This window comes from Streptomyces sp. NPDC021115 (genome assembly GCF_044333065.1).
GTDB lineage: Bacteria > Actinomycetota > Actinomycetes > Streptomycetales > Streptomycetaceae > Streptomyces.
Map to the genome: position 1 here is coordinate 15,334 of NZ_JBIRQF010000013.1, position 17,066 is coordinate 32,399.

17 protein-coding genes are annotated in these 17,066 nt (G+C 70.4%); 6 read left to right on the forward strand and 11 right to left on the reverse strand.

The window, feature by feature from the left end:
* Positions 1 to 63 precede the first annotated feature (63 nt).
* The 3 genes from ACH4TL_RS31460 to ACH4TL_RS31470 all read right to left on the reverse strand — a co-directional run bounded on the left by ACH4TL_RS31460 (position 64) and on the right by ACH4TL_RS31470 (position 2,212).
* Positions 64 to 861: an SDR family NAD(P)-dependent oxidoreductase gene (locus ACH4TL_RS31460; protein ID WP_398331891.1), complete on the reverse strand. Its 798-nt coding sequence runs from the start codon at positions 859 to 861 to the stop codon at positions 64 to 66.
* 118 nt (positions 862 to 979) lie between these two features.
* Positions 980 to 1,246: a short-chain dehydrogenase gene (locus ACH4TL_RS31465; protein ID WP_398331894.1), complete on the reverse strand. Its 267-nt coding sequence runs from the start codon at positions 1,244 to 1,246 to the stop codon at positions 980 to 982.
* 105 nt (positions 1,247 to 1,351) lie between these two features.
* Positions 1,352 to 2,212 (reverse strand): oxidoreductase, encoded by an 861-nt coding sequence (locus tag ACH4TL_RS31470; RefSeq protein WP_398331897.1) that lies wholly within the window; start codon positions 2,210 to 2,212, stop codon positions 1,352 to 1,354.
* A 289-nt stretch (positions 2,213 to 2,501) separates the two neighbouring features.
* Between ACH4TL_RS31470 and ACH4TL_RS31475 the strand changes: the two genes are divergently transcribed.
* The 3 genes from ACH4TL_RS31475 (at position 2,502) to ACH4TL_RS31485 (ending at position 5,797) form a co-directional block, all read left to right on the forward strand.
* Positions 2,502 to 3,401, forward strand: coding sequence for a helix-turn-helix transcriptional regulator (locus ACH4TL_RS31475; protein WP_398331900.1), 900 nt, complete (start codon positions 2,502 to 2,504; stop codon positions 3,399 to 3,401).
* Between the two features lie 114 nt (positions 3,402 to 3,515).
* On the forward strand, positions 3,516 to 4,061 hold the full coding sequence (locus ACH4TL_RS31480) for a hypothetical protein (protein ID WP_398331903.1): 546 nt from the start codon (positions 3,516 to 3,518) through the stop codon (positions 4,059 to 4,061).
* Positions 4,058 to 5,797 carry a pyruvate dehydrogenase gene (locus tag ACH4TL_RS31485; protein ID WP_398331906.1) on the forward strand — a complete coding sequence of 580 codons (1,740 nt, stop codon included), beginning with the start codon at positions 4,058 to 4,060 and terminating at the stop codon, positions 5,795 to 5,797. The genes ACH4TL_RS31480 and ACH4TL_RS31485 overlap by 4 nt, the downstream gene beginning before the upstream one ends.
* Before the next feature lie 82 nt (positions 5,798 to 5,879).
* On the opposite strand, the gene ACH4TL_RS31490 is transcribed toward ACH4TL_RS31485, so the two are convergent.
* The 8 genes from ACH4TL_RS31490 to ACH4TL_RS31525 form a co-directional block, all read right to left on the reverse strand.
* Entirely contained in the window at positions 5,880 to 6,710 is an 831-nt protein-coding gene (locus tag ACH4TL_RS31490; protein ID WP_398331909.1) for an HpcH/HpaI aldolase/citrate lyase family protein, read from the reverse strand.
* On the reverse strand, positions 6,707 to 7,579 hold the full coding sequence (locus tag ACH4TL_RS31495) for a hypothetical protein (RefSeq protein WP_398331912.1): 873 nt from the start codon (positions 7,577 to 7,579) through the stop codon (positions 6,707 to 6,709). Before ACH4TL_RS31495 ends, ACH4TL_RS31490 begins: the two co-directional genes overlap by 4 nt.
* 20 nt (positions 7,580 to 7,599) lie before the next feature.
* On the reverse strand, positions 7,600 to 8,976 hold the full coding sequence (locus ACH4TL_RS31500; RefSeq protein WP_398331915.1) for an MFS transporter: 1,377 nt from the start codon (positions 8,974 to 8,976) through the stop codon (positions 7,600 to 7,602).
* A 68-nt stretch (positions 8,977 to 9,044) separates the two neighbouring features.
* Positions 9,045 to 10,523, reverse strand: a complete 1,479-nt coding sequence (locus ACH4TL_RS31505) for an aldehyde dehydrogenase (protein WP_398331918.1) — start codon at positions 10,521 to 10,523, stop codon at positions 9,045 to 9,047.
* Positions 10,524 to 10,563: 40 nt separating this feature from the next.
* Entirely contained in the window at positions 10,564 to 11,184 is a 621-nt protein-coding gene (locus ACH4TL_RS31510) for a thiamine pyrophosphate-dependent enzyme (RefSeq protein WP_398331921.1), read from the reverse strand.
* Positions 11,184 to 11,723, reverse strand: a complete 540-nt coding sequence (locus ACH4TL_RS31515) for a phosphonopyruvate decarboxylase (protein ID WP_398331925.1) — start codon at positions 11,721 to 11,723, stop codon at positions 11,184 to 11,186. The genes ACH4TL_RS31510 and ACH4TL_RS31515 overlap by 1 nt, the downstream gene beginning before the upstream one ends.
* Before the next feature lie 176 nt (positions 11,724 to 11,899).
* Complete coding sequence (locus tag ACH4TL_RS31520; protein WP_398331928.1) at positions 11,900 to 12,697, reverse strand: alpha/beta fold hydrolase; 798 nt, start codon at positions 12,695 to 12,697, stop codon at positions 11,900 to 11,902.
* Between the two features lie 81 nt (positions 12,698 to 12,778).
* The gene (locus tag ACH4TL_RS31525) at positions 12,779 to 13,732 is read right to left on the reverse strand and encodes a LysR family transcriptional regulator (RefSeq protein WP_398425387.1); all 954 of its coding nucleotides are present in this window, start codon (positions 13,730 to 13,732) and stop codon (positions 12,779 to 12,781) included.
* Positions 13,733 to 13,861: 129 nt separating this feature from the next.
* Here ACH4TL_RS31525 and ACH4TL_RS31530 point away from each other — a divergent pair, with 129 nt between their 5' ends.
* Genes ACH4TL_RS31530 through ACH4TL_RS31540 form a run of 3 tightly spaced genes read left to right on the forward strand, consistent with a single transcriptional unit; the run spans position 13,862 to position 17,061 of the window.
* Positions 13,862 to 15,070 carry a CaiB/BaiF CoA transferase family protein gene (locus tag ACH4TL_RS31530; RefSeq protein ID WP_398331940.1) on the forward strand — a complete coding sequence of 403 codons (1,209 nt, stop codon included), beginning with the start codon at positions 13,862 to 13,864 and terminating at the stop codon, positions 15,068 to 15,070.
* A 45-nt stretch (positions 15,071 to 15,115) separates the two neighbouring features.
* Positions 15,116 to 16,282, forward strand: a complete 1,167-nt coding sequence (locus ACH4TL_RS31535) for an acyl-CoA dehydrogenase family protein (protein WP_398331943.1) — start codon at positions 15,116 to 15,118, stop codon at positions 16,280 to 16,282.
* Complete coding sequence (locus ACH4TL_RS31540; RefSeq protein WP_398331946.1) at positions 16,279 to 17,061, forward strand: electron transfer flavoprotein subunit beta/FixA family protein; 783 nt, start codon at positions 16,279 to 16,281, stop codon at positions 17,059 to 17,061. Before ACH4TL_RS31535 ends, ACH4TL_RS31540 begins: the two co-directional genes overlap by 4 nt.
* The last annotated feature ends 5 nt before the right edge of the window (positions 17,062 to 17,066 follow it).

The window sequence follows — 17,066 nt, forward strand, 5'->3', positions numbered from 1 at the left end:
GGGCTCGGCCGAACGGCTCCGGGGCTCCAGGAACGGTGACCCGCGGATCCTCGGGCGCTTGGCTCAAGGACGGGGTTTGGCCTTGCGGGCGTGTCGTGCGGCCTTGAGTGTCTCGGGCAGGAAGCGGTGCTTGAGGGCGGCGCGCTTGGTGGCGGTGTCGCCTCCGACGACTTCGGCCTTGCCTTCCATCAGGGCGAGGAAGCCCTGGCGGGCCACCGCCTTGCGACTGTTCTTCTTCATGCCGGGGCCGAAGGCGGTGTAGTTCATGCCCGCGCGGGCGTGGAAGTCGCTGTCGGTGGCGCCGGGCATGAGGGTGGTGACGCTGACGCCGTGTTCCTTCAGCTCCTCGCGCAGGCCGAGGGCGAACATGCGGGTGAACGCGCGTGAGGGCCCGTAGACGGTTTCGTAGGGGGTTGGCAGGGTGGCGGACAGCGACGAGGTGATCAGGATCCGTCCCCTGCCGTTGGCGGCCATGTGGCGGGCGACGTGTTTGCCGAGGTGGACGACGGAGGTGACGTTCAGGTCGATCAGGGCGAGCTCGTCGTCGAGGTCGGTGTCGAGAAAAGCACCGCCGATGCTGCGTCCGGCGTTGAGGACGGCCACGTCCAAGGGGCGGCCGGTCTTCTCCACGGCCTGCCATACCGTCTCGACGCCCTCGGTCTGGGCGAGGTCGGCGCGGACGGGGGTGACCTGGACTCCGTGCCGGGCGAGATCGGCGGCTGCCTGCTCGGTCCTGTCGCTGCGGCCGGTGGCGATCAGGTCGAAGCCGTTGATCGCGAAGAGGGCGGCGAGTTCGTAGCCGATGCCGGCGGAGGCTCCGGTCACCAGGGCCAGCGGCCTGGCGGATGCGGGACTGTTCACGGGGTGCTCCGTTCGGTGGTGGTGTGGCAGTTGTGGGGTCGGTGGTCCAGTTGGCGGGCGGCCGCAGGGGGTGCCCGCCCGGTCCGGCCTGGAGCGGGTATCCAGTCGGTCTCGGTGGTCACCAGTCCTGGTGGGCGGGGTGGATGACGATGTCGTCGACGGTGACGTTCGCGGGCTGGTCGAGGGCGTAGACGACGGCGTCGGCGATGCGTTGGGGGCTGATGGCGCCCTGGTTGAGGTTCTTGGCGATCTGCTTGCCCTCCTCGTGGGTGACCTTGTCGGCCCACCCGGTGTCGATGACGCCGGGGCTGATGGTGGCGATCTGGATGCCGTGGACGGTGCCGACCTCCTGGCGGAGGCTGTCGTGATGGGTGCGCGCGGTCATGTGCGGCTCCTGTCGTCGGCAGGGACAGGGAGGGCGGTGGTGTCCGCCCGGTGCGCCGGTCGGCGACGGCTGGGGCCATCGCCGGCCGGCGCGCCTTGGGGTGGGTCAGGCGGCGGGGGCGGCACCGAAGTCGGCCGAGAGGGTCAGGGCCTCGTTGTCCCGGGCCTCGGCGAGCATCGACTCCAGTTGCTCGATCGCCATGCTGTAGGCCGGGGCGCCCAGGAGCAGCCGCTGCGGGTGGGTGTCACCCGCAAGGGCGGTGATGATGGCCCGCCCGGCGGCGTGGGGGTCGCCGGGCTCCTTGCCGGTGTCCGCGCGGAACGCGGCGCGCTGGGCGCCGACGGTCTCGGCGTAGTCGGCGATCTCCCGCTCGGGCAGGGTCTCGTTGGCGGAACGGCCGGCCCAGTCGGTGCGGAAGGGGCCGGGCTCGACCAGCAGGGTCGTGATGCCCAGCGGCGCGACCTCCTGGCGCAGGGCGTCGGTGAGACCCTCGACGGCGAACTTCGTGGCGGCGTAGTAGCCGACCGCGGGGAAGGCGCGCAGGCCGCCGATGGAGGAGAAGTTCACGATGGTGCCGCTGCGGCGGTTGCGCATACCGGGCAGCGCGGCGCGGATGACGTCGGAGAGCCCGAAGACGTTGATCTCGAAGATCCGGCGGATCTCCTCGTCCGTGCTCTCCTCCACGGCGGCGAAGTAGCCGATGCCGGCGTTGTTGACCAGCACGTCGATGCCGCCGAAAGTGTCCTCGGCCGCGGTGACCGCGGCCCGCACCTGGGCGGGATCGGTGACGTCCAGCGCCAGCGCGAGGGCGTTGTCGCCGTGCGCGGCGACGATGTCCTTGACCTGGTCGGCGTTGCGGGCGGTGACGACCGCCCGGTCGCCGGCAGCGAGGACTTCCTCTGCCAGGGCACGGCCGAAACCGGTCGAGCAGCCGGTGATGAACCAGACCTTCTGGTCGTGAGTCATGAAAAGGATCTCTCTCATTCGTACGTGGGCACGCCACACACATCCGGTCACGGAAAGTGATCAATAGGGGTGGTGGCGAGGGCGAAGCGGTTCCCGGCCCGATGGGGCAGCGCACGACACCGACAAGGGGCTGAGGAGCCCTCCCGATGTCGCCGGGGTGACCGCCCAACCATTGAGACACGGCATGAAGCAGCAGGCCAAGGCCACAGCGGGGGCCACTCCTGACCGGGAAAGACCTGCCCCCCTTCACCGGTGGATCCACCGCCCGGGCCGGGGAACACTGGAGTGCATGGCGAAGAAGGCCGAGGAGATCAAAGAGTTCCTGCGCACCCGGCGTGACGCGGTGCGGCCCTCACAGGTCGGACTGCCCAATCACACCGGCCGACGCGTACCGGGGCTGCGCCGCGAAGAGGTCGCGCAGCTGGCCGGCGTCAGCGTCGACTACTACACCCGCCTCGAACAGGGCCGGCTGACCAGCGCCTCCGAGGGCGTCATCCTGTCCATCGCCGAGGCGCTGCGGCTGACCCAGGCCGAGACCCAGTACCTGCGCGACCTGCTGCGCCCGCAGCCGCGGCACACCGCGGTCAGGGGGCCCGCGCCGCGCCAGCAGGTGCGCCCGGACCTGATGCGCATCCTGGACGGCCTGCACGACCAGCCCGCCTTCGTCCTCGGCCGCCGCAACGAGGTCCTGGCCTCCAACGCCCTGCTGGACGCGCTGCTGACCCCGTTCAACCAGCGCCCGGCCGACGACCGCAACCTCCTGCGATGGATGCTGACGGACCCCGCCGCCCGCGAGCTCTACCTCGACTGGGCACAGGTCACCTCCGAAGTCGTCGGTGTCCTGCGCGCCGAAGCCGGCCGCTACCCCAACGACGCGCAGACAGCCCGGTTCGTCGCCGAGCTCAAGGCAGCCAGCCCCGAGTTCGTCACCTGGTGGGCCGAGCGCAGTGTCGTGGAACGCACCTGGGGCACCAAACGGTTCAATCACCCCGTCGTCGGCCGCCTCGACATCACCTACGAAGCCCTCACCCTCCCCGGTGACCAGGACCAGGTTCTGTTCATCTACGCCGGGCGGACCGACAACGACCTCGACAAGCTCCGCATCCTCGCCAGCTGGAGCACCCGCCCGACACCCGCGGACGCGGCCGAAGCGCCACCCGGCGCACCCCGCTCCCCGCACCACCCATAGGCCAGGGTCCCGCTCAGCGTTTCGGTCACCCGACTTGTCGGAGTCGTGGCAGGGCTGAGCCTCGGTATCCTTCTGCTCCACCGGCTGGCCCCGTCAGCCCTCACGATGGGGCTCGTGCTCGCGGTCGCGCTCCTGGTCGGCATGGCATTGCGGATCGGCGGCGCTCTCAATGTCCAGGTAGGCGTGTCGGCCCTGCTGGTCTTCGCGAATCCGGCCCCGAACGCCTACGCCTTGGCTCGGCTGTGGGAGACGGCCGCGGAGTCGGCGGTCACCGTTGTTCTGGCGCCCTTGCCGCTGCCGCCGAACCCGCGTGCCGCGTTCGCCGTGAACCTGCGGCAGGTCTCCGACGAACTGGCTGAGCACCTTCATGTCGCGGGACGGCTGGTCCTTTCAGCGGAGGTGCAACAGGAGAAGCTGGAGGCACTGCGCCAAGCGTGCATCGTCACAGAGGCGAGGGCTCGTGTTCTGTCGGGAGAGCTACGGGGCGCGTTGCGCGGCCAGGGATACGCACCCCGGGCCCGGGGCGGCCCGGCCGCCGGCAGGGGCCATCGCATGACGTGTGACAAAGGTCGTACGGCAGATTCGACACATACACGCCCCCGTCCGGGTACGCGTGCGCTGGTCGATCGGAACCAAGCGATATTCGGAGGCCCGAGATGAGGCACACGAGCGTTGCCCGGCAGCTGGTGGACTTCCTCCGGCAGGCAGGCGTGGAGCGGATCTACGGTGTCGTGGGCGACAGTCTCAATCCGGTGGTGGACGCGGTGCGCCGCACCGATGGCATCGAGTGGGTCCATGTGCGCAATGAGGAGGCGGCCGCGTTCGCCGCGGCCGCCGAGGCGCAGCTGACCGGGCGGCTCGCCGTCTGCGCCGGTAGTTGCGGACCCGGCAACACCCACCTCGTGCAGGGGCTGTACGACGCCCACCGCTCCGGCGCTCCGGTGCTGGCCATCGCCTCGCACATCCCGGCCCGTCAGATCGGTACGAGCTTCTTCCAGGAGACCCATCCGGAGAGGCTGTTCACCGAGTGCAGCGACTACTGCGAGATGATCAGCACCCCGCAGCAGATGCCCCGGGTGCTGCGGATCGCCATCCAGCGGGCGCTCGGCCACGGCGGGGTGTCCGTGCTGGTCCTGCCGGGCGACGTCGCCCACGCCCCGGTGCCGGACGCGCCTGTCGCCACCGACCTGGTGACCACCCGGGGGAAGGTCCTGCCGCCGCGGGAGCAGGTCGAAGCGCTCGCCCGGCGGATCGATGCCGCCGAGAAGGTCATGCTCTTCTGCGGCGCCGGGGTCCGCGGGGCACACGCCGAGGTCATGGAGCTGGCAAGCCGTGTGGGTGCGCCGGTCGGGCACTCACTGCGCGGCAAGGAATGGATCCAGTACGACAACCCGTACGACGTCGGCATGAGCGGCCTGCTCGGGTACGGCGCCTGCTACGACGCGATGCACGAGGCCGACCTGGTCGTGCTGCTGGGCACGGACTTCCCGTACGACGACTTCCTGCCGCAGGCCCGCACCGTGCAGGTGGACCATGACGCCGGGAACCTCGGACGGCGGACCGTACTGGAACTCGGTGTGCACGGCGACGTGGGGGAGACGCTCCGGGCGGTCCTGCCGCTGGTGCGGCAGAAGGAGAACCGTTCCTTCCTCGACCACAGCCTCCAGCGCCATGCCAGGGCGCTCGAACACGTTGTGGCGGCCTACACCCACGACGTGGAGAAGCACACTCCGATCCACCCGGAGTACGCGGCGGCCATTATCGACGAACTCGCCGACGACGACGCTGTGTTCACCGTCGACACCGGCATGAACAACGTGTGGGCCGCCCGCTACCTCACCCCTAACGGCAGCCGCCGCGTGGTCGGCTCCTTCCTCCACGGCACCATGGCCAACGCCCTGCCGCACGCGGTCGGCGCGCAATTCGCCGACCGAAACCGCCAGGTGATCTCCCTGTCCGGGGACGGGGGCCTGAGCATGCTCATGGGCGAGCTGCTGACCGTCAGGCTGCACGACCTGCCGGTCAAGACGATCGTCTTCAACAACTCCTCGCTCGGCATGGTCAAGCTGGAGATGATGGTCGACGGCCTGCCCGATCACGAAACGGACCACGCACCCGTGGACTACTCCGCCATCGCCCGGGCCGCGGGCATCCACGCCATCCGCGCCGAGGACCCCGCGCAGGTGCGCGATGTGCTGAAGCAGGGCCTGGCGTACGACGGCCCGTGCCTGATCGAGCTGGTGACGGACGCGGCCGCGCTGTCGATTCCGCCGCACATCACCGGCGACCAGGTCAAGGGCTTCGCCTTCTCGGCCGGCCGCATCGTCCTGGACGGCGGTGTCGGCAAGATGCTCGACCTCGCCCGGGCGAACCTCCGTAACATCCCCCGCCCCTGACGCGCCCGGCGGACTGGGCTGGTGGAGGCTTCCTCGGCCTGTTGCGCGAGGTCGCAAGCGGATCGGGCCAGGACGGGCGCGTCTATGGAGCGGTGGACGGCTTGGTGGCGCGCGCCAGAGTGTTTCGGGCCCGTTCCAGTACCGGCTTGTCGACCATGTGGCCGTCCACCGTTGTGACGGCTTCTCCGGCGCCCAGGACGGCTCGGGCCCAGCGGAGTTCGCTCTCGGAGGGGGCGAAACCCTCGGCGACGGGGCCGGTCTGCGCCGGGTGGATGCAGAGCTTGCCCGAGAAGCCCAGCCGACGGGCGTGGGCGGTGTCGGCGGCGAGCGCCTGTGGGTCCCGTACGGCGGTGGTGACGCCGTCCACCGGCGGGCAGATGCCCGCTGCCGCTGAGGCGAGGACCAGGCGGGAGCGGGCGTGGGCCAGGGCGAGGGTGTCGTCGTAGGCTGTGCCGAGCTCTGCGGCCAAGTCCACGTTGCCGAAGGCGGCACGTACGACGCCCGGCACGGAGCACACCTCGAAGGTCCGTTCGACGCCGAGGGCCGTCTCGATGAGCGGGATCAGCGGGCAGCGCCCGGCGGTACGGGCGGCGACACCTGCGAGGACGGCGGGGTCCTCGGCTTTCGGGACCATCACCGGGCAGCCGTGGTCGGCGGCCATGCGCAGGTCCGCCTCGAACCACGGGGTGCCGGGTGCGTTGACGCGTACGACGGTCCGGTCGCCGAGGCCGGGCCAGTCGGCGGCGGCCTGCCGGGCCTGCTCCTTGTCGTCGGTGGCGACGGCGTCCTCCAGGTCGACGATGACGAGGTCGGCGCCGGAGCGGGCGGCCTTGTCGAAGCGGTCCGGGCGGTGGCCCGGCACGAAGAGCAGGGCCCGGGCTGCCGCCACACCCTCATCGATGTGCGTGGTCATGCGAAGGTCACCTCGGCGGTGGCGTGCTGTGCGTCGCGGTGGGTGGCGGTACGCAGTTGGGCGCCGGTGCCGGAGGGTGTGCCCTCGGCGAGGAGGTGTTCGCCCGCGAACACCGGCCGTCGCAGGCGGAAGGACAGCGAGCGCACCCGGCGCCCGGGAGCGTTGCGGCGCACCACGTCGAGCATGAGCAGGGCGAGCAGCGGGCCGTGGACGACGAGGCCGGGGTAGCCCTCGGTGTCGCGGCAGTAGGGGGCGTCGTAGTGGATGCGGTGGGCGTTGGCGGTGAGGGCACTGAGGCGGAACAGGAGGGTGGGGTCGGGCCGGAGGCCCAGATGCCACGGGCCCTCGGGATCGGGGGCGGGGCGGTCGTCGACGGTGGGCGGGTGCGGTCCGCCGCCGCTGTGGCCGGAGCGGTAGACGATGTCCTGTTCCTCCACCATGCGGACCCGGCCCGCTTGGCGGAACTCCTGGCGCTCGGTCACGAACAGCAGCTCTCCGCTGCGGCCGTGCTTGGGTGTCACGGCGCCCAGGCTGCTGACCCGCTCGGCCGGTTCGCCCAGGCGCAGCGGCTCGGTGATGTCGCAGCGTCCACCCGCGAACATGCGCTGCCGGTCGGGGATGGGCGGCAGGAAGCGAGCGTCACGCAGGTGGCCGTCGGGGCCCAGCTCGTGCTGGGCGGGCCAGTGCAGGAAGTGGAACCACTGCCACAGTGGAGGGAGCGGGTCACCGTCCTGCGCGGCGGGTTCGGGCAGGTCCAGGAGGGCGGAGACGGCGGCGGTGGGGCCCGGGTCCATGGGGTCGTGAGCGGTGACCGCCTCGGGGTGCCACGTTTCGACGTAGGAGCTGAGGGGCGTGGTGGCGGGCTGCATGGTGGGTGTGACCTCGTGGTTCAGGTGAGTGGGGCGGTCTTCGGCGGTTGCGGTGCGGCCGGGGAGGTCTGCGTGGTGTCCAAGTGGGAGGCCCGAGAGGGTTCCTTGACGACGAGGGTGGCCAGGAAGGTCAGGCCGACGCATCCGGTGACGTACCAGAAGAAGACGGTTTCCTTACCGGTGTCCTTCAGGGCCAGTGCGATCGGCTCGGTGAGGCCGCCGAAGGTGGCGGTGACCAGGGCGTGGGGGAGGCCCACGCCGAGGGCCCGGACCTTGGTGGGGAACATCTCGGCCTTGATGACGGCGGCCAGGGCGGAGTAGCCGCTGACGAACGTCAGGGCGACGGTCATGAAGAGGAACGCGACCCAGGGGTTGCCGGTGCGGCCGAGGAGGGTCATCAGGGGTACGGTCAGCAGCATGCAGCCGCCGGAGAAGGCGAACATGACCGGGCGGCGGCCGATGCGGTCGGACAGGGCGCCGACGGCCGGTTGCAGCAGCATGTAGACGAACAGGGCGGCGAAGCCGATCACCGTGACCGTGGACTTGGGGATCCCGGCCGTGTTCACCAGGTACTTCTGTAGATATGTGGTGTAGGTGTAGAAGGCGACGGTGCCGCCGATGGCGAGGCCGAAGACCGCGATGAGCTGGCGGGGGTACTCGGCGAACAGGGCGATCAGGCCCTTGCGTTCGCGGGACGCGGGGTCCTGCGCGGCGGTGCGGGCCTGCTCCCGCTGAAAGTGTTCGGACTCCTCCATGGTGCGGCGCAGGTACACCACCACCAGACCGGCCGCGGCGCCGATCACGAAGGGGACGCGCCAGCCCCAGCTGTGCAGCTGGTCCTCGGTCAGCAGATTCTGAAGACCGATCGCCACGAGCAGGGCGATGAGCTGGCCCAGCACGATGGAGACGTACTGGAAGCTGGAGTAGAAGCCACGCCGTCCCGGGGGCGCGACCTCGCAGAGGTAGGAAGCACTGGAGCCGAACTCGCCGCCGACGGACAGGCCCTGGACCAGCCGGGCCAGGACCAGCAGGGCCGGAGCCCCCATGCCGATGGTGTCGTGGCCGGGTGCCAGGGCGATGGTCAGCGATCCGGCGCTCATCAGCGTGACCGAGAGGGTCAGTGCACGCCGACGGCCGTACCGGTCGGCGTAGACGCCGAGCAGCCAGCCGCCGAGCGGGCGCATGAAGAACCCCACGGCGAAGACGACGGCCGTGGAGAGCAGTTGGGCCGTCTGATTGCCTTTGGGGAAGAAGACGGAGGCGAAGTAGATGCTGAAGGTGGCGTAGGCGAACCAGTCGTACCACTCGACCAGGTTGCCCAGACAGCCGCGTATGACGTTCGTGGTGACGTGTGTGCGGTCGGGTGCGGAGGGTGGGCAAGTGCGGCTCTGCGACATGGGAAGCTCCGTTGCTCGTGTCGCTCGGGGTGGTGCGGCTCGATGGCCCTTCGGCTCGGGACGGTGCTTCAGCGCAGGACGAAGGGATTGCCGGTGGGGGCGCCGGTGTTGATCCAGACGCTCTTGTCCTCCAGGTAGGAGGTGATGGCGCCGATGCCGTTCTCCCGGCCGATACCGGAGTCCTTGACGCCGCCGAAGGGCGCCAGGTAGCTCACCGCGCGGTAGGTGTTGACCCAGAGGGTGCCGGAGTGGACGCGTTCGGCCATCCGGAAGGCGCGGCCGATGTCGCGGGTCCACACGCCCGCGCCCAGGCCGTAACGGCTGTCGTTGGCGAGGGCGACGGCCTCCTCCTCGTCGCGGAAGGGGATGACCGCGAGGACGGGTCCGAAGACCTCCTCCTGGGCGATGCGCATGCTGTTGCTCACGCGGGTGAAGACGGTCGGTTCCACGAACCAGCCGTGGCCGCACTCGGGCCGGGTGGCGGCCTTGCCTCCCAGGGCGAGTTCGGCGCCCTCGTCGCGGGCGACGCGGATGTAGTCCAGCACCTTGGCGTGCTGGGCCGGTGTGGTGATCGGCCCGACCTGGGTCTCCTCGTCCATCGGGTCGCCCATGCGGGCGGTGCCCGCCAGCTCCAGGAGCCGGTCGACCACCTCGTCGTGCACGCTGTCCTGCACCAGGAGCCGGGAGCCGGCGATGCAGGTCTGTCCGGTCGCGGCGAAGATGCCGGACACGGCGCCGTTGACGGCGGCTTCCAGGTCCGCGTCGGCGAAGACGATGTTGGGCGACTTGCCGCCGAGTTCGAGGCTGACGTGCTTGAAATCGCGGGCGGCGGCCTCGTTGATCCGGCGGCCGGTGGCGTCGGAGCCGGTGAAGCTGACCTTGCGGACCAGCGGGTGTTCCACGAGAGCGGCACCGACGTCCTGGCCGAAGCCGGTGATGACGTTGAACACACCCGGCGGTAGTCCGGCCTCGTGGAAGAGACGGGCGAGCTCCAGGGTGGAGGCGGAGGTGAACTCCGACGGCTTGACCACGACCGTGCACCCGGCGGCCAGCGCGGGCGCGATCTTCCAGGCCAGCAGCAGGAGCGGAGAGTTCCAGGGGGTGATGACAGCGACGACGCCGACGGGTTCCTTCCGCGTGTAGGCGAAGTAGCCCTTCTTGTCCATCGGGGGAACGGTCCCCTCGATCTTGTCGGCGAGGCCACCGTAGTAGTGGAACCATTGGGCCAGGTAGCTCACCTGCCCGTACATCTCGGTGAAGAGTTTGCCGTTGTCCCGGACCTCGGTCTCGGCCAGCGAGCGGGCATGGGCGGCGACCGTGTCGCCGAGGCGGTGGAGCAGGGCGCCCCGCGCGCTGGCCGTCAGTTCGGCCCACGGGCCGGTGCCCAGGGCGCGATGGGCGGCTCGCACCGCGGTGTCGACGTCCCGCGGCCCGCCCCGGGCGACCTCGGCCCAGGGTGCGCCCAGGTAGGGGTTGTCGGTGGGAAACCAGTTCTTCGTGGAGGGCTCGTGGCTCTCTCCGTCGATGAACATGTCGTAGCGCTGCATAGGGGTTACTCGATTCGGCGGCCCCGTCGCGCTGGGCGGCTCAGAACGTGCTCAGGCCCAGGGCGGCGCGGAAGGAGTTCTTGTTGGCGGCGCCGTCGCGCGGCGGCAGGGCACGCGGCGGCTCATCGGTGGCGATGAGCACCTGGGCGTACGTCGTCGCCGAGCGCGCCCCGATGCGGGTGGCGAGGTCGGCGGCCTGCGCGAGGTCGGTGATCCGCAGGGCGTCGCGGATGCCGAAGCCCCGGGCGACCGCGACGAGGTCGGTGCCGAGCCCGGTGTGGCTGGGCTGCATGCCGGTCTCGCCGAAGTGGGAGTTGTCCAGGACCACGACGGTCAGGTTGGGTGGCAGTTGGGCGCCGATGGTGGCCAGCGTGCCGATTCCCATGAGGTGTTCGCCGTCCCCGGTGACGACGAGGACCGGACGGTCCGGCTGGGCGAGGGCGACTCCCAGGGCGAGCGGCGCGGCTGCGCCCATCGCGCCCCACAGGTAGAAGGTGCCCGGACGGTCACCGGCCGCGAAGACGTCGTAGCTCGGCGAGCCGAGGCCGGTGACGACGAGGGCGTCCTCGGGGAGGCGGGCGACCAGGTCGGCGACGAACCGCCGCCGGTCGAGCCGGGCATCCGGCGCGGTGGACGAGGCGGTGGCGGTGGTGGTGGCCATCACTTGCGCTCCCACTTCTTGCGGCCGATCAGCTTCTGCCCCAGGAGTACGGCGACGCGTTCACCGGCGCCGAAGGCCGACTCCAGGGCGGCCTCGACGGTCTCCCCGACGTCTTCGGGGGCATCGGCGCGCAGGACGGTGATGCCCATGAGCTCCAGGGCCTGCTGGGTGGTGCGGCCCATGGGGCTCTGCCACGGGTTGAACTCGGCGTGCTCCCCGCGCATCGTCACCAGCGCGAGAAAGGGGAACTGGCCCATCTGCAGCAGCGAGAACATGTTGACGCAATTGCCGACGCCGCTGCTCTGCGTCAGCAGGACGGCGCGCTGCCCGCCCAGCCACGCTCCGCTGACGACGGCGACGCCCTCCTCCTCGGTGGTGAGCACGACGTCGTGGATGGCGGGATCCCGCTGTGCCTCGCGGATGGCGTGGGAGTGGCCCGCGTCCGGGACGTAGGCGATCTGCTGGATGTCGTGTTTCTTCAGTGCGGTGAACACGTCCTCCTGCCAGGAGGGGGGTGCGGTTGCTCGGGGCTGGCTCATCAGTGGCGACTCCGTCCGCTCGGGGCTCGGGTGCCACACATCATGAGTGCTGATGGAGCTGGAAGAACAATAGAATTGTGTGATGCCCGCATGACGCGCCCGCATGATGGAAGGCGCCTTCCCCGGCTCGGCGGGCCGGGTGGGGGCGTGAGGCCCGCTGTACGTCGCCCTGATCCTCAGCGGAGGAACTCGCGGGTCAGGGCGCCGGCCGCGCCACGGCACTCCTCGAAGTAGGCGTGCCGGGCTCCGGGGAAGAGGTGGGTCCGGGCGTCGGGAATGCGGGCCGCGAGCAGCGGTACGTTCTCGGGCGGGGTGAGCCGGTCCTGGTCGCCGTGGAGGATCATCGTGGGCGCACCGATGGAGGGGAGCACGTCCCAGGCGTCGTGCTCGTTGCTGGCGATCAGATGGCCGCGTCTGGCGTGCGCGGGCATCTGAGGGTCGCCGAGGGTGCCGTACGGGCCGGGGTGCTCCGCGAGCCAGCCGGGGCTGTACATGAGCTCGGTCAGGGTCTGGCGTGCGGCGTCAGGGTCGGGCTGGGCCAGGGCCCGTCGCACCGACGCGTCGCGTTCGACGGCTCGGGGTCCGCCGGGCGAGGTGCATCCCAGGACGAGGCGCCGGACGCGCTCCGGGTGGCGGGCCGCGATCCACTGGGCGACCCGGCCGCCCATGGAGGTGCCGTACACATCGGCCCGCTCGACCCCCAGAGCGTCGAGGACGGTCACCACGTCCTCCGCGAAGCGCCGGGTGGAGTAGCCCGACCGCGGTTTGTCGCTCGCGCCGGTGCCCCGGTAGTCCAGTGTGATCGTGCTGTGGGTGTCGTGGAAGTCCTCGCGTACGCCGTCCCACCAGTGATGGTTGTTCGCCTGACCCGCCAGCAGGACGAGCGGACGTCCGGCACCGCGGCGCTGGTACGCCACCGCGACCCCGTCGTCGGCATGGGCGAAGACGTCGGTTCGATCATGGGTGTAGACCACAGGAATCCTTGCGCGGGGAGGTCGTGGGAATCTTCGGCCGATGCCACGGCGGAAGGCCGCCGGGGCGCGGCGGTGCCGCCGTCACACGTCTGTGTCCGGTGCGTGCGACGAGGGCGACTGGGCGGACGGCCACCGCCCCAGCGACACGGCCGTATCGATCCGGCGGACCAGTTCGTGGGCGACGGACTCGACGGCCGGCGGTACGCGTCCGTAGCGCGGTGTCGCCAGGACGATCGACCGCCATACGTCGGGCTCGGACAGAGGGGCGGCGCTGAGGGTGCCGTCCCTGATGTCGTCGGCGATGCCGAGGCCGGGCAGGATGGTCCAGCCGTGTCCGGCCAGGACGAGCTGTTTCTGCACGCGCATGGAGTTGGTCTGCACCGTCACGTCCATCGTCTCTCCGGACCGGGAGGCCGCGGAGTCGATCAGGGCGCGCAGGGCGTGGCCGGAGGCGGGCATCACCAACGGGTGCGCCGCCACCTCCGCGAAGGCGACCGGACGGTCGGAGCGCAGCCCGGCGGACACCGGGGCCACCGCCCACAGGCGCTCCCGCACCAGTGGCCGGGCGTTGAGGGACGGCGTGCTGTCCAGGTTGTACAGCAAGGACAGGTCCAGGTCGCCGTCGTCGAGCCACTGCTGGAGATGGCCGGAGTAGCCGGTCATCAGACGCAGCTCCACGCCCGGATGGGCCTGGCCGACGGCCGACACCAGCGGTTCGGCGAGCAGGTCCAGCGTGCTCTCCAGCAGGCCGAGGGTGACGATGCCGGTCACCTCTCCGGGGCTGGGCCGCACCTCGGCGCGGGCCCGCTCCAGTTCGTTCAGGGCCCGGCGCGCCCGGTCGACCATGATCTCGCCCGCCTCGGTGGGCCGCATGCCCTGCCGGGTGCGCTGGAAGAGGGGGACTCCCAGCTCCTCCTCCAGGGTGCGGATCTGCCGGGTGACGGCGGGCTGCACCAGGTGCAACAGCTCCGCGGCACGGGTCACGCTGCCCACCTCGGCGACCGTGATGAGCGCCTTCAGCTGCTTGACGTCCATCGGGGCCTTTCCTTCCTCGCCATCCGCAGCCCGCATGGTGGCATCACGGATAGCTATTTCACTCAGTGACTCATGAGTGCTCATGATGTTACTCCGGCTCGGATCACCCACATCTCCGGAGGGCAACGCATGGCCGAACACACAGTGTCCGCCGACGGCCTGCCACTGTCGGGCATCACCGTCGTGAGCATCGAGCAGGCGGTGGCCGCTCCCTTCGCCACCCGTCAGCTCGCCGATCTCGGAGCGCGGGTGATCAAGGTGGAGCGCCCCGGGGGCGGAGACTTCGCCCGCCGGTACGACACGACGGTGCACGGGGAGTCCAGCTACTTCGTGTGGCTCAACCGCTCGAAGGAGTCGGTGACGCTGGACCTGAAATCGGAGCAGGGGCGGGAGATCCTGGAGAAACTCCTCGCGGAGGCGGACGTGTTCGTGCAGAACCTGGCCCCCGGCGCCGCCGCCCGCATGGGCCTGGGCGCCGAAGACCTGGCGGCGCGGTTCCCGTCGCTGATCCCGTGCTCGATCTCCGGCTATGGAACGAGCGGGCCATGGGCGGACCGCAAGGCGTACGACCTGCTCGTGCAATGCCAGACCGGCCTGGTCTCCCTGACCGGCAGCGCTCAGGAGGCGGCGCGGGTGGGCGTGTCCATCGCCGACATCGCAGCCGGTATGTACGCCTACAGCGGCATCCTCACCGCGCTGTTCACCAGGGCCACCCGCGGTTCGGTCCGGGCGGTCGAGGTCTCGCTGTTCGAGGCGCTGGCCGAGTGGATGAGCCAGCCCGCCTACTACACGGCGTACAGCGGTACGCAGCCGCCCAGGGCCGGCACCCAGCACGCCACCATCGCTCCCTACGGCACCTACACCGCGGCCGACGGCAAGGACGTACTGCTCTCCGTCCAGAACGAACGCGAATGGGCCGCCCTGTGCGAGCACTTCCTCGAAACCCCCGGCATGATCGGCGACACCCGCTTCGCCACCGGATCCGCCCGTGTCAGCCACCGCCGCCAACTGAACGCGATCCTCGCCGAGCGGATCGCGGCCTCGGACAGCGGTGAGGTGATGGAACAGCTGGACGCGATCGGCATCGCCAACGCACCGGTCAACGACGTCAAGCAGTTCCTGGAACATCCCGTGCTGACCGGCCGCGGCCGCTGGCGCCAGGTGCGGATACCCGGCGGAGAGACGGTGGCCGCCCTGCTGCCGCCAGTGGACCTGGCAGGCACCACTCCGCGCAACGACGCCGTCCCCGCCCTCGGCGAGCACACCGAGCAGATCCTTGCCCAACTGGGCTACGACACCGCCCGTATCGCAGCGCTACGGGCCGAGGGCGCCCTCTGACCCCTCAGTGCCCCACCAGAGACCGAAACAAGGAGATCTCCTGCCATGAGTACTCTCGACATCGTGTCCGAGGACGAGCGGTTCATCGTCCGGACGGTGCACGACTTCGTCGACAAGGACGTCAAACCCGTCGCGCGAGAACTGGACCACACCAACACCTATCCCGTGGCCCTCATCGAGCAGATGAAGGAACTCGGCATCTTCGGCCTCGCCATCCCGGAGGAGTACGGCGGTACGCCGGTGTCGACCCCCTGCTACGTCCTCGTCACCGAGGAACTCGCCCGGGGCTGGATGAGCTTGGCCGGAGCCATGGGCGGGCACACCGTCGTCGCCAAGCTGCTGCTGCACTTCGGCACCGAGGAGCAGAAGCGCCGCTACCTGCCGAGGATGGCCACCGGCGAGATCCGCGCCACCATGGCCCTGACCGAGCCGGGCGGAGGCTCGGACCTGCAAGCGATGCGCACGGTCGCCCGGCGGGACGGCGATGATCTCGTGGTCAACGGCGCGAAGACGTGGATCACCAACTCCCGCCGCTCGCAGCTGATCGCGCTGCTGTGCAAGACCGACCCGGACGCCAGCCCTGTGCACAAGGGCATCTCGATCCTGCTGGTCGAGCACGGCCCGGGACTCACGGTCTCCCGCGACCTGCCCAAGCTCGGCTACAAGGGCGTGGAGAGCTGCGAGTTGTCCTTCGAGGACTACCGCGCCCCGGCGGACGCGGTGCTCGGCGGAGCCGAGGGCAAGGGCTTCGCCCAGATGATGAAGGGCCTGGAGACCGGCCGCCTCCAGGTCGCCGCCCGGGCGCTGGGAGTCGGGCGGGCGGCCCTGGAGGACGCGCTGGCGTACGCGCAGGAGCGGGAGTCGTTCGGCAAGCCGATCTGGCAGCACCAGTCGATCGGCAACTACCTGGCGGACATGGCCACGTCGCTGACCGCGGCGCGCCAGTTGACGCTCTACGCGGCGCGCGAGGCGGATGCGGGCCGCCGGGTGGACATGGAGGCGGGCATGGCCAAGCTCTTCGCGTCCGAGACGGCCATGCAGATCTCGCTCAACGCCGTCCGCATCCACGGTGGTTACGGCTACTCGACCGAGTTCGACGTCGAGCGCTACTTCCGGGACGCACCGCTGATGATCGTCGGTGAGGGCACCAACGAGATCCAGCGCAACGTGATCGCGAGCCAGCTCGTGAAGCGCGGAGGTCTCGACGCATGAACATCGTCGTGTGTGTGAAGTACGTGCCCGACGCCACAGCCGACCGGCACTTCGCCGATGACCTGACCGCCGACCGGGACGGCGTGGACGGTCTGCTCTCCGAGCTCGACGAGTATGCCATCGAGCAGGCGCTGAAGATCTCCGAGAACTCCGGCGACGACGTGGAGATCACCGCCCTGACGGTGGGTCCGGAGGGTGCCGAGGACGCGCTGCGCAAGGCCCTGTCCATGGGCGCCGACAAGGCCGTCCACGTCGAGGACGACGACCTGCACGGCACCGACGTCATCGGCACCTCGCTCGTGCTGGCCAAGGCGATCGAGAAGACGGGCTTCGACCTGGTGATCTCCGGTATGGCGTCGACGGACGGTGCGATGGGTGTGGTGCCGGCGCTGCTGGCCGAGCGACTGGGGGTGCCGCAAGTCACCCTGTTGTCCGAGGTGTCGGTCGAGGACGGGGCGGTCAGGGGCCGTCGCGACGGCGACGCCGCAGGCGAGCAGCTCGAGGCGCGGCTCCCGGCCGTGGTCTCGGTCACCGACCGGTCGGGCGAGGCGCGCTACCCGTCCTTCAAGGGCATCTTGGCGGCCAAGAAGAAGCCGGTGGAGTCCTGGGACCTGTCCGACCTCGACATCGAGAGGGATGAGGTCGGCCCGGTCGGTGCCCGGACCGTCGTGGAATCGGCGACGGCCCGACCGCCACGGACAGCCGGCACCGTGGTGGAGGACGAGGGCAACGGCGGCACGCGGCTCGCCGAGTTCCTCACGAGCCGGAAATTCATCTGAAGGAA

Excerpts from the sequence above, each read along its gene's own strand:
- ACH4TL_RS31465 (WP_398331894.1), bottom strand. The coding sequence starts at position 1,246 with ATGACCGCGCGCACCCATCACGACAGCCTCCGCCAGGAGGTCGGCACC.
- ACH4TL_RS31470 (WP_398331897.1), bottom strand. The coding sequence starts at position 2,212 with ATGACTCACGACCAGAAGGTCTGGTTCATCACCGGCTGCTCGACCGGT.
- ACH4TL_RS31475 (WP_398331900.1), top strand. The coding sequence starts at position 2,502 with ATGGCGAAGAAGGCCGAGGAGATCAAAGAGTTCCTGCGCACCCGGCGT.
- ACH4TL_RS31485 (WP_398331906.1), top strand. The coding sequence starts at position 4,058 with ATGAGGCACACGAGCGTTGCCCGGCAGCTGGTGGACTTCCTCCGGCAG.
- ACH4TL_RS31490 (WP_398331909.1), bottom strand. The coding sequence starts at position 6,710 with ATGACCACGCACATCGATGAGGGTGTGGCGGCAGCCCGGGCCCTGCTC.
- ACH4TL_RS31495 (WP_398331912.1), bottom strand. The coding sequence starts at position 7,579 with ATGCAGCCCGCCACCACGCCCCTCAGCTCCTACGTCGAAACGTGGCAC.
- ACH4TL_RS31500 (WP_398331915.1), bottom strand. The coding sequence starts at position 8,976 with ATGTCGCAGAGCCGCACTTGCCCACCCTCCGCACCCGACCGCACACAC.
- ACH4TL_RS31505 (WP_398331918.1), bottom strand. The coding sequence starts at position 10,523 with ATGCAGCGCTACGACATGTTCATCGACGGAGAGAGCCACGAGCCCTCC.
- ACH4TL_RS31510 (WP_398331921.1), bottom strand. The coding sequence starts at position 11,184 with ATGGCCACCACCACCGCCACCGCCTCGTCCACCGCGCCGGATGCCCGG.
- ACH4TL_RS31515 (WP_398331925.1), bottom strand. The coding sequence starts at position 11,723 with ATGAGCCAGCCCCGAGCAACCGCACCCCCCTCCTGGCAGGAGGACGTG.
- ACH4TL_RS31525 (WP_398425387.1), bottom strand. The coding sequence starts at position 13,732 with ATGGACGTCAAGCAGCTGAAGGCGCTCATCACGGTCGCCGAGGTGGGC.
- ACH4TL_RS31530 (WP_398331940.1), top strand. The coding sequence starts at position 13,862 with ATGGCCGAACACACAGTGTCCGCCGACGGCCTGCCACTGTCGGGCATC.
- ACH4TL_RS31535 (WP_398331943.1), top strand. The coding sequence starts at position 15,116 with ATGAGTACTCTCGACATCGTGTCCGAGGACGAGCGGTTCATCGTCCGG.
- ACH4TL_RS31540 (WP_398331946.1), top strand. The coding sequence starts at position 16,279 with ATGAACATCGTCGTGTGTGTGAAGTACGTGCCCGACGCCACAGCCGAC.